Here is a 10,313-nt window from a genome sequence, read left to right on the forward strand (position 1 = left end):
TATTGTTTTTAAAATTTCATTCAAAAAACAAATGAATTTAAAATTATATATAAATAGATTGACTGAAGAAGTAAAATCAAATATTCAAAATGATTTTAACATAAACAATGTAGCTTTTAAAAACTTTTCAAGTTTTGATTATATCAATTTTTACTTGATTTACAAATATATTTTAAATGAGGATAAAGAAGACTTTTTTATAAGCATTCCAGAAGATGACTATAGACCAAATTTCTTTGCTTCTATTTTCCAATCACTCGTGTTGATAAAGTTATTTCAAAATTATTTTTATCACAATAATCATAAACCAATACTTCGAATTAACGATTTAGTGTATGGTAAAATTGGAAAAGAAAATCGAATATTAATTATCAAAGGTGTTGGTCCAGATACTTTAAGAATACATTTAAAATTTCCTAAAAAAAATGAAAACGGAGCTGTTAATACTTTAATTCCTTTCAAAAATCAGACTAAAATTAATCCAAATCTAACTAATGGTAGAAATACTGTAAAATACATAGACACTTACAAGGAATTTCTAAATGAAAATTTTGGAGTTAATTTCCCATTCATTACAGATTTTTCAAAAAGAACATTAGTAATTTCAGAAACAACTTTTTTTAGTGAAAATGATTCATTACCTGTAAATTATACCAACAAAAAAGGTAAAAACAAAAACGAACTTCCTTTTTTTAATTATCTGATTGAATGCTGCAACGATTTCAATACTGCAAAAAGTTATTTGCTTGACAATGAATATACTTTTGATGAAATTGTAGTTATTGGAGATACTAAGTATCGTGAATGTTTTATTGATATATTACAAGAATGTAAGTGGAAAGGCAAAGTTAATAATGTCATTATAATAGGAACTAATGAACCTTCTACAGAACATACTTTTAAAAAATGGCTTTGGTCAAATCAAGAAATCAGAATTGCGAATAACGAAAATTATAAAATTATTAGTAAAGAAGTAGTAAAATTTGAAAACCTATACAACGAGTTAATTAATTTTTCATCTTTAATAGATAATTACAAGACAGAATTCAATATCAATCTATCATTTGTTCTGAGATATTTAAACTTTTTCTATAAAATAATTGTAACAGATTCAAACATTTCAAAAGGAATATATCAGGAATATGCCGATAGGTTATTACATTATTTTTCTAGTGATAGTTTTGAAGAAGATTTAAAAAATAATTTCTATAAAAATGATATTTATAACCACTCTCAAATAAATGAATGTAAGGAAAGTATTATTATACATTTTAAATTAATTGCTGCTATATTACAAGATAGAAATCCCAAATGGGAAGTTATAGTAAGTAAAAGTAGAGAATTACAAAAATTCTATTTATTGGTTGAGAAAAAGAGTTATGACATTATTAAAAATCAATTACAAAAAAACCGTATCAATAATGTGGTATTAGTAAGTGATAAAAGAATTGACAATAAAATTCTTTATTGGGATAAATGTTTTAATGATGAGTTTAATACAGAAAATAAAATATTTGTAATTCCTTATTTAAACAATTATGATGTTTTAAATAGGTTGTATGAATTGAAAGGCAAAACAATTGTTTTATGCTATGAGTACATTGATGAAATTGCATTTGATAAGCTAATCAAAAAAAAGTTGGCTGATGAAGATTCAAGAATTACACATTGTGATAGAAACAGTTTTATTAAAACTAAATATTGTTTAAAAGAAGAACCATCTAAACATAATCCATTGGATAGTCTTTTTGATTTAGATGTTTATTTGCGTGATAAATCGAATACTTCGAATGAAGAATTAGAATTACCAAAAGATAAAATACTATATGACATCCTATTTTCAGACGGATCTACTGAAAAGTTTGAATCAACAAAAGGGATTTTCTTGATTGAAAACAATGAACAAATCAAAACTACTATTGGTGAAATATATGTTGAAGCAAAAATTAGATTCTATCAAAACAACAACCCAGAGGTATTTAAAAAAATACTAAAAATATTTGATTCAGAAGGATTATTAAAATCGTTTGATAGTTATTCAGAAAGTTGGAGAATAACTTTGAAAAAGTTATTTATAAACCACAATAGTATTGAAACACTACATTCAAAAATATTTGATACTTCTAATAAAATCAATCTTGGAACTTTCAAAAATTATTTTGATAATAATTCGAGTACACGATTTCCAAGGATTAAAGTTTTAAATGCTATAAAAAATCATTGTGAAAGAATTGGTTTAATAAACGAATTGATCGTTACTGATTATGATAAATTCGTGGTTTATTCAAAAAAAGACCACTCTATAAGGCAACAAGCTGGTAGATTGCTAGGAAGTGATTTATTAGACTATATAGCTTCTAATAAAACAGAAAAAAGTGATGCTTTGAAAAAACTTAACGATGAAATAATTGAACAACTAATCGATACGATAGTTGAAAAAGTTATAAAACAAAAAATAATTTCTAATGAAGAATAAGTATAAAGAAGAACCAAGATTAATATTTAGAGATACCATACAAAAGAACTTAATTGGTCCAGGTTCTGATATTTTAATTAGTGATGCTGAAAATGAAATCATATTAGATTATCCTTTAAGTAGATACTTTTCGGGTATTGTTTTTCCTGAAAAAATTGTTGACCCTATTCAAGATAGTTTTGGATTTGAAAATGAAGCAAATGCAAATGCTGAAATAATAGATGATAATATTAAAATTACTAATAATTTGGTCGATAAAAATGACTCTATTCAAGTTGAAGATGATAATGCTGAAAAGAAGGCTAAGGTAAATAGTGATAGCGAATATTCAGAAGCTAATCAATATTTTCCAACAAACTTTGGTTTAACTTTTTGTGTTCCTAATGACCAAAAAGAAATTACAGTTGAGTTCATATACGCTAAATACAAACAATTAAAACCCCTTGAAGCTAAAGTTGAAATAACTAAAGAAGATTTTGAGAAATTCAGTAGTCATCCATTTAATCCAATAAAACAACATTTAGTGTATGAAGATGGTTTTTTAATATTCAATAGAGAAACATTTGGAAAAAGTGGAATAAATGTCAGAAATTTAAAGAAAACTTTTCAAGAACACGAACAGCAAAAAGAATTAATAGACTCTGTTGGATATAAAAAAGTTGAACTACTACTTGGAAGATTATGGAAACGTTTACCAAATGAACAAAAAATAATCAAAATTAAACTTAAAGATGAAAACTCAAATGAAGCTATTCCAATTCCATTAGAAGTTGAAGAAGAAACAAAAGAAACGATTACTTGTTTTTATAAAAAAGTATTACAAACAACTCACGGTAAGTTTATTAAAATTTTACTTGCTAATAGATTACAACATTCAAAAAAGAAATTTTCATTCAGTAATGAAAGATTAAATTCAAAAGCAATGTTTCAAGCCCAAATTAAAGTAAATGGAACAAGATTTTTACCGTACAAACAATTTACTGAAAACAACCCTTTTGATGAAGAATTAAACACAATAAACTTTCAATACAGAGAAGAAGTTTCTTTTGCTATTGGTCACGGTTGTGCAGTTCATTGGAATGATGATAAACTACCTACTGAACTTAATACAACTTTCTTACCAGAAGTAGATATCAAGAGTTATAGTAATGAATTTAAAGAAGATTTTCCAGAAGGTTTAAAATCCATTACACAACTAAAAAAGTTATCTATTTGGTCTGATTTGAATGATGATGAAATTATAGATCAACTCTATTTATTCGTAAAGGAATATCAAAAATGGATTGATAAACAAATAACAACTAAAACCGCAGACAATTTTCAAAATATTAAAAAAAATATAATTGGAAAACAATCGGAAACATTTGAAAGGCTTATTAAGAATATAGCATTTTTAAAAAATAACGATGATGCATTCAAATCGTTTAAGTTAGCCAATACGGCAATGTTCATTCAAATGTTTGTTTCAAATGAGAAACATTTTGGTAAAAAGAATGTAGAGCTAACAGAAATAGACGAAAATATAAAGTATAACAACCTAGATTATTTTAGAGAGAATACAACTTTCAATCCAAAATACAGACCATTTCAATTAGCTTTTTTTCTTTTAAACCTTGAATCCCTAATCAATCCTGATTCTGAAGACAGAAATAATATAGTTGATTTATTGTGGTTCCCAACTGGTGGTGGTAAAACAGAAGCATATTTAGCTTTAACTGCTTTTACAATAATTAGTAGAAGAATTTTAAATGAGGACAATGCTGACGGTGTAGCAGTAATAATGCGTTACACTTTAAGACTTCTAACAGCCCAACAGTTTGAACGTGCAACAAAACTAATACTATCATTAGATTTTTTAAGAAAACAATTTAACAATAATGATGAGTATTATTTTGGCAATACTCCTATCTCAATTGGTATGTGGGTTGGAGCTTCATCAACACCTAACTCATTTACTGATGCAAAGAGAATTTATGATAGCATTTCACAAAATTTAATTAGAGCAAATTCAGGGCAAAACCACGATATACAAAAAGCAAATAAATACCCTATTGAAAATTGTTCCTGGTGTGGATGTAAGATTATATCAAAAAATAAATTTAATTTCTTTGAACAAGGTTACTATGCTACTACGAATTCATTTAAAATAAAATGTATAAATACTGCTTGTACTTTCAGTAATGAATTACCAATATATTTTGTAGATGATAAAATTTACGATACTCCACCTACATTACTTTTTGCTACAGTGGACAAATTTGCTATGATTTCTCACAGAGAAGAAGGGCATAAACTATTTAATTCTCTTGAAAAACATAAACTACCACCCGATTTAATAATACAAGATGAGTTGCACCTATTAAGCGGACCACTCGGTTCCATAACGGGAATATACGAATCTATTGTAGAATTACTATCAACAAAAGGAAATAGAAAGCCTAAAATAATTGCATCAACAGCAACAACAAGAAATACAGCACATCAAGTTGAAATGTTGTACGGTAATAGACAGCTAAACATATTTCCTCCAATGGGATTAAGTTATAATGACAACTTTTTTTCTTTCGTATCTAAAGATAGTACAAGAAAACATATTGGATTTATGCCAACTGGTAAAACAGGACTTAATTCACAAATTCAAATATTAGGGAACTTATTCATTGCACGTATTGAACTATTCAAATATTTAATAGAAAACGAAAAACTAACTCAAGAAGAATGCATCAATAAAATGAACTATTTCTGGACAATTGTTTCATTTTACAATAGTCTAAGAGATGTTGGTAAAATTTATAATAAAGTTCCGGCAGAAATACTTTCATTAATAAAATTACTTCACAGCAGATATAATATAAGTAGAGATAAATACGCATTTAATTGGAAAGGATTACCATCTCGAACTAAAGAATTAACTAGTCGTATCGAAAGTAATTCAATAAAAAAACTTTTAGATCAGTTAGAACAATCATTAAGCTTAAATAAATATGAAGGAAGAGATTATGTTCATCAAACGGTTGATTTAGTTTTAGCTTCAAATATGTTTTCGGTCGGTATTGATATAAAAAGATTGAATGTGATGTTAATGAATGGGCAATCTAAAAATGTAGCTGAGTACATTCAGGCATCAAGTAGAGTTGGACGTGAAGATATGGGTATAGTGATTAACCTTTTAGATGCAAACCGTTCAAGAGATAAATCCTATTTTGAAAATTATGTAAGTTTTCACAACGCTTACTATAAATATGTAGAACCATTAAGTGTAACACCATTTACAGAAATAGCAGTAGATAAAGTTATGGCAAGTCTCTTAGTTGCTTATGTCAGACACAAAAAAGGATTATATTTAAATAGTCAAGCGAAAGATTTCGATGGTAATATAGATGAGCTAAAAACATTTTTATCTGAAAGAATTAAAAATAAAAAGCAACGTGATTATGCAATTAATAAACTTGATGAATATGTAAAAAAATGGACGACAAAAGAAGAAGGACTTACATACAAATTACTAATTCAAAAAATTGCAGACCTAGATGAATGGAGCTTGATGATGTCGATGAGAGAAATTGACACTAATAGTATAATAAAATTAGCAAATTAAATGGGTAAATACGAACAAATACAAACAAGAAAAACCATAAGTGCTTATGGTGGTGTTGGGTCTATTATCGAAACTAGAGATGGTTCAATAATAATAAAACCATTTGATGAATGGCCTTTTTTTATTAGTATTGATGGTAATTTCCAAGAATACAATAATATTGAAGATGTTCGCTTCAAAAATAGGATAAGCAAATATTTTATTAATCTAGAGCGATTGGTAAAAATTCCTGTAAATGATTTAAAAAATGGTTTTCAATTGCAAAATGGAGATGAAAATACAATAGCGGCATCCTATTTTCCAGAATGGTTTTATTGCAGTAGCTGTAATAAATTTGATAAAATTTCAAATTGGAAGTATAATTGGTTAAATAATGTTGAAATTAATCATAGAGATAATTTTTTTCCTCCTAAATGTTATAAGTGTTACGCAAGAAACCGCAATAGTAAAAGAAAATTCTTTGACTTGGAACAAGTACGTTTTATTTTAACTGCACCAAATGGAGATATTGCCGATATTCCTTGGGATAAATGGTCAATGTTAAAAAGACAAAAAAGAGATAATGCAAATATTGAAAATAAAGAAGTTGATACTAATGATGAGACTATTTCGTTATCTAATGTTGATGTGCCAAGTGATTTAGTATTAGAGTATCGAACTTCAGATAAATTAGATGATTTAAGTGGTATTAATATTATTGCAAAAAATAAAGAAGGCGAAACATTAAATTTCACAACATTATCAGGCTTGTTTAATTTAAGGGTTAAAAATCAAGAATTAATCCCAAACACTGAAATAAAAGACATCCTTTTTAAACCAGTTATTCGCTCCAGTAATAGTGTCTATTACCCTAATATTTTATCCAGTATTTACATTCCTGCTAAAGACGAGTTGAATAAGTCAAAAATCAAAATGATTAAAGATTTATTTGAAAAAGGTCTTACGGCTGATGTTATATCTAGTGTCTTATTAGCTACTAATTCATTCACTATTGAAGCAAATACTATTCAAAGATTAATTGAGAATGATTTTATTGAAAGAGATGCAGAAATAACAAAAAGTGAAAATGAATATCGTTTTGATGAATTTAAATACATTACTGAAAAAGGAAATGATGAAATAAAAGACTTATTGATATTTGATAAAGTAGATTCAAATTATTTTCAGAATGACTTAATAAAATCCATTTTCAGAATGGATAAAATAAAATTTACATCAGTTCAAACATCTTACACTAGACAAGAACCTATCTCAATTGATACTGCATTAAAAGAAGAAGATATTGAAAGTGACAAAGTTGATGCAATAAGAAAAAAATATACTTCCAAGAAAGGCTTAACTACAAAATATCTTCCTGCTATTGAAAGTTTTGGTGAGGGTATATTTTTTGAATTTGATAATGACATTTTAGACAAATGGATAAATTCAAATGAATTAATTCGTGATAGAGTTCAACCGATAATAAACAACTATGATAATTTTGATTCTGCATTTAATAAAGACATTGAAGTTAATCCTAAACTAATTCTTATTCATACATTTTCACACTTAATAATCAAAGAGCTAGAGTATTTATGTGGCTATCCTTCTACTTCAATTCAAGAGCGATTATATGTAAGTGATAACCCTAATATGAACGGAGTATTAATTTATACAATAGCTGGTTCAGAAGGTAGTTATGGTGGATTAACTTCATTATGTGATGACAACAAAATTGGCAAATTAATTCAATCAGCTATAACGAGAGCAAAAGATTGTGCTACAGACCCAATATGTTATCACACAACAGGTCAAGGTGTCGGGAATCTGAACTTATCAGCTTGTTTTAGTTGTTCACTATTACCTGAAACATCTTGTGAATTATTCAATAGCTTTTTAGATAGAAGACTATTGATTGATGATGTATATGGTTATTTTAAAAAAATTAGTTAGCGATAAAAACAAGAATTTATTTTTAAAAACCATTAAAATGTAGATTTGACTTATATTTTATTAAAGACATGAATAAATCTTTTCATTTTAAAAGATATCAAGATTAGTTGCGACTTTTGGGAATTAGTTCACCCACAACAATAATCAAATAAAATAACATGACTATCCTTTACTTGTACAAATGCTAAAAAAAGCTTATATTTGAGTCATCAACCCATTAAATTCAAATTAAGAACCTGCCTGAATTTTTCGAAAAATACCCTGATTAAGCCACATGTGATAAGGGATCAAAGCTAAACGACTTGAAATGGGAATTGTATGTAAAAAGTGTAAACACAGCGAACATTACTTTCGTAAGACAGATTTGAAATTTCAATGTAAAAAATGCGGTAGTCGTGTCAGTCTTCGTTCAGGTACTGTTATGGAGAATACTAATTTGCCTTTTCAATATTGGATGATCTGTATTGAACTCATGACGCTGTCAAAAAAGAGTTTTTCGGCATTAGAAATGCAACGTATGTAGGGTCACAAACTGTATGAACACATTTGGTTTATGATGCATAAGATAGTATGCGTGACGAAAAACATCAATTAAAAGGCTGTGTTGAATTTGATGAAAAATTGTTTTAAATAATTGACATAAAAGATGTTATCAATTAAAATAAAAATAAAACAGTCATGAATCTACTCCTAATAAGCGAGATCGTGGAAGTGAAAGACAAGGAAAGGTATTGGTAATAGTTGAATCGAAACCCAGTATCTCTGCACCAAAAAAGGGTAAACCAAACAGAAAAGTTGGTTGTCTAAAAAGGGTAGTTATGAAAGATTTGAAATCTGCAAACAAAACAGCATCTGTGTTAAGCGATGGTTACACCAGGGTATGCTAAACTCAAAGAAGTGATAACAAATCATTATGTTGTAGTAGAGCCAGACAAGAAAAAGGCGGCAAAGATATTTCCTTGTGTAAATAGAACAATCAGTAATACCAAAAAAGTACTTTTAGATATTCATCATAATTGTGTAAACCAGTAATATGTACATAATTATCTTGATGAGTTCTGCTACAAATTTAACAGACGGTATTTTGGAAACAAACTATTGGATAGACTCATGATTAATGCTTTAGAAACAACTTAGTATTAGTTACTGATAGTCATATGTAATAATATAGTATTGTATAACTTTATCAGCACTAATGAATCATGATAAAATTAATAACAATTGTAGTTGCTTTATTTGTTACTAAATTAACTGCACAAGATAATTATCTAGCTTTTTCGGTTGCGTTTGACGTTAGGAATACAATTATGGGAAGTGAACCAACAAATAATGAATCAGCTAAAGACTTTTTAGTGCAATTTTCAATGGTTAGCAAAGATGTAGAAGTCAACATAGGGTATGAAACGTTTCCAAGATTAGATTTTTCTAAGTATACGATTGGAGTGGGATATCACACCCATTTCTATGTAAATTTATTTAGAAGAGTTATTCACACTGTTTTTATACCTAGTATAGAACCTACATTAATAAACAGAAATGGTGATTGGGGAGGAGGAATTGGGTATAATCAAGAGTCTTCTCATTTATCGTTAGGGTTGAATTTAGGGCTTAGGTGGGATTTATCAGATGATATAGCTGTAGAATATTTATTTAATGCCTTACCCAGAAACGACTTGAAGGCTATGTATGGAAATACAATGGATATTACAAATGGAAAGGCGTCTGTTAGCGGTGTTCCAATTATAGGCAGTAATTTTATTAAAGTTGTTTATAAAATAAATCACTACTAACGGACTAAATAAATTCAAGACAAAGGGCTACTTTTAACAGTAAGTACTTAAAATAAATAGGTGGATATGCAAATAAAAACTGCACATTAAGTTAAGCTACATTTTTGTAATTAATTTGATTGTTAAATTCTTCAATAGTTGCATAATTTAAAGCAGAATGTCTCCTTTTTCTGTTGTACCAAATTTCAATGTATTCAAAGATTTCCAGTTTCATTTGTTCTTTTGAAATCAGTTTGTTTCCATAAATCAATTCCGTTTTCAAGGATTTAAAAAAGCTTTCCGCTACTGCATTATCCCAACAATTTCCTTTGCGACTCATACTGCGGGTTATTTTTTTATAGGAATCAAGAACATTTACAAACTTTTTGCTAGCATATTGAACACCTCTGTCGGAATGAAAAATCAAACCTTCCTCAATATTTCGGTTTTTAACGGCCATTTTGGATATTCCGGGTCAAACTGAACACCCCATTCCGGTTTAAACTGTACAGGTGATTCCGGAGCAAAGTGAACACCC

4 protein-coding genes and 2 pseudogenes are annotated in these 10,313 nt (G+C 27.9%); 5 read left to right on the forward strand and 1 reads right to left on the reverse strand.

Features of this window, described 5'->3' with window-relative positions; all coding sequences use genetic code 11:
* Window positions 1-31: 31 nt before the first annotated feature.
* The 5 genes and pseudogenes from EKL96_RS08570 (at window position 32) to EKL96_RS08590 (ending at window position 9,796) form a co-directional block, all read left to right on the forward strand.
* Window positions 32-2,476, forward strand: coding sequence for a hypothetical protein (locus EKL96_RS08570; protein ID WP_126460847.1), 2,445 nt, complete (start codon window positions 32-34; stop codon window positions 2,474-2,476).
* A complete protein-coding gene (locus EKL96_RS08575; protein ID WP_126460850.1) occupies window positions 2,466-6,074 on the forward strand; it encodes a helicase-related protein in 3,609 nt (1,202 codons plus the stop codon). Before EKL96_RS08570 ends, EKL96_RS08575 begins: the two co-directional genes overlap by 11 nt.
* Window positions 6,075-8,006: a DUF1998 domain-containing protein gene (drmB, locus tag EKL96_RS08580; protein WP_126460853.1), complete on the forward strand. Its 1,932-nt coding sequence runs from the start codon at window positions 6,075-6,077 to the stop codon at window positions 8,004-8,006. It begins immediately after the preceding gene.
* A 221-nt stretch (window positions 8,007-8,227) separates the two neighbouring features.
* Window positions 8,228-9,143, forward strand: a pseudogene (locus EKL96_RS08585) (IS1595 family transposase).
* Window positions 9,144-9,208: 65 nt separating this feature from the next.
* Window positions 9,209-9,796: a hypothetical protein gene (locus tag EKL96_RS08590; RefSeq protein ID WP_126460856.1), complete on the forward strand. Its 588-nt coding sequence runs from the start codon at window positions 9,209-9,211 to the stop codon at window positions 9,794-9,796.
* A gap of 91 nt (window positions 9,797-9,887) precedes the next feature.
* Here EKL96_RS08590 and EKL96_RS08595 read toward each other — a convergent pair.
* Window positions 9,888-10,238 (reverse strand): annotated as a pseudogene (locus tag EKL96_RS08595) (transposase); the annotation flags it as partial.
* Window positions 10,239-10,313 lie beyond the last annotated feature (75 nt).

It is taken from the genome of Flavobacterium sp. LS1R10, assembly GCF_003968825.1.
GTDB lineage: Bacteria > Bacteroidota > Bacteroidia > Flavobacteriales > Flavobacteriaceae > Flavobacterium.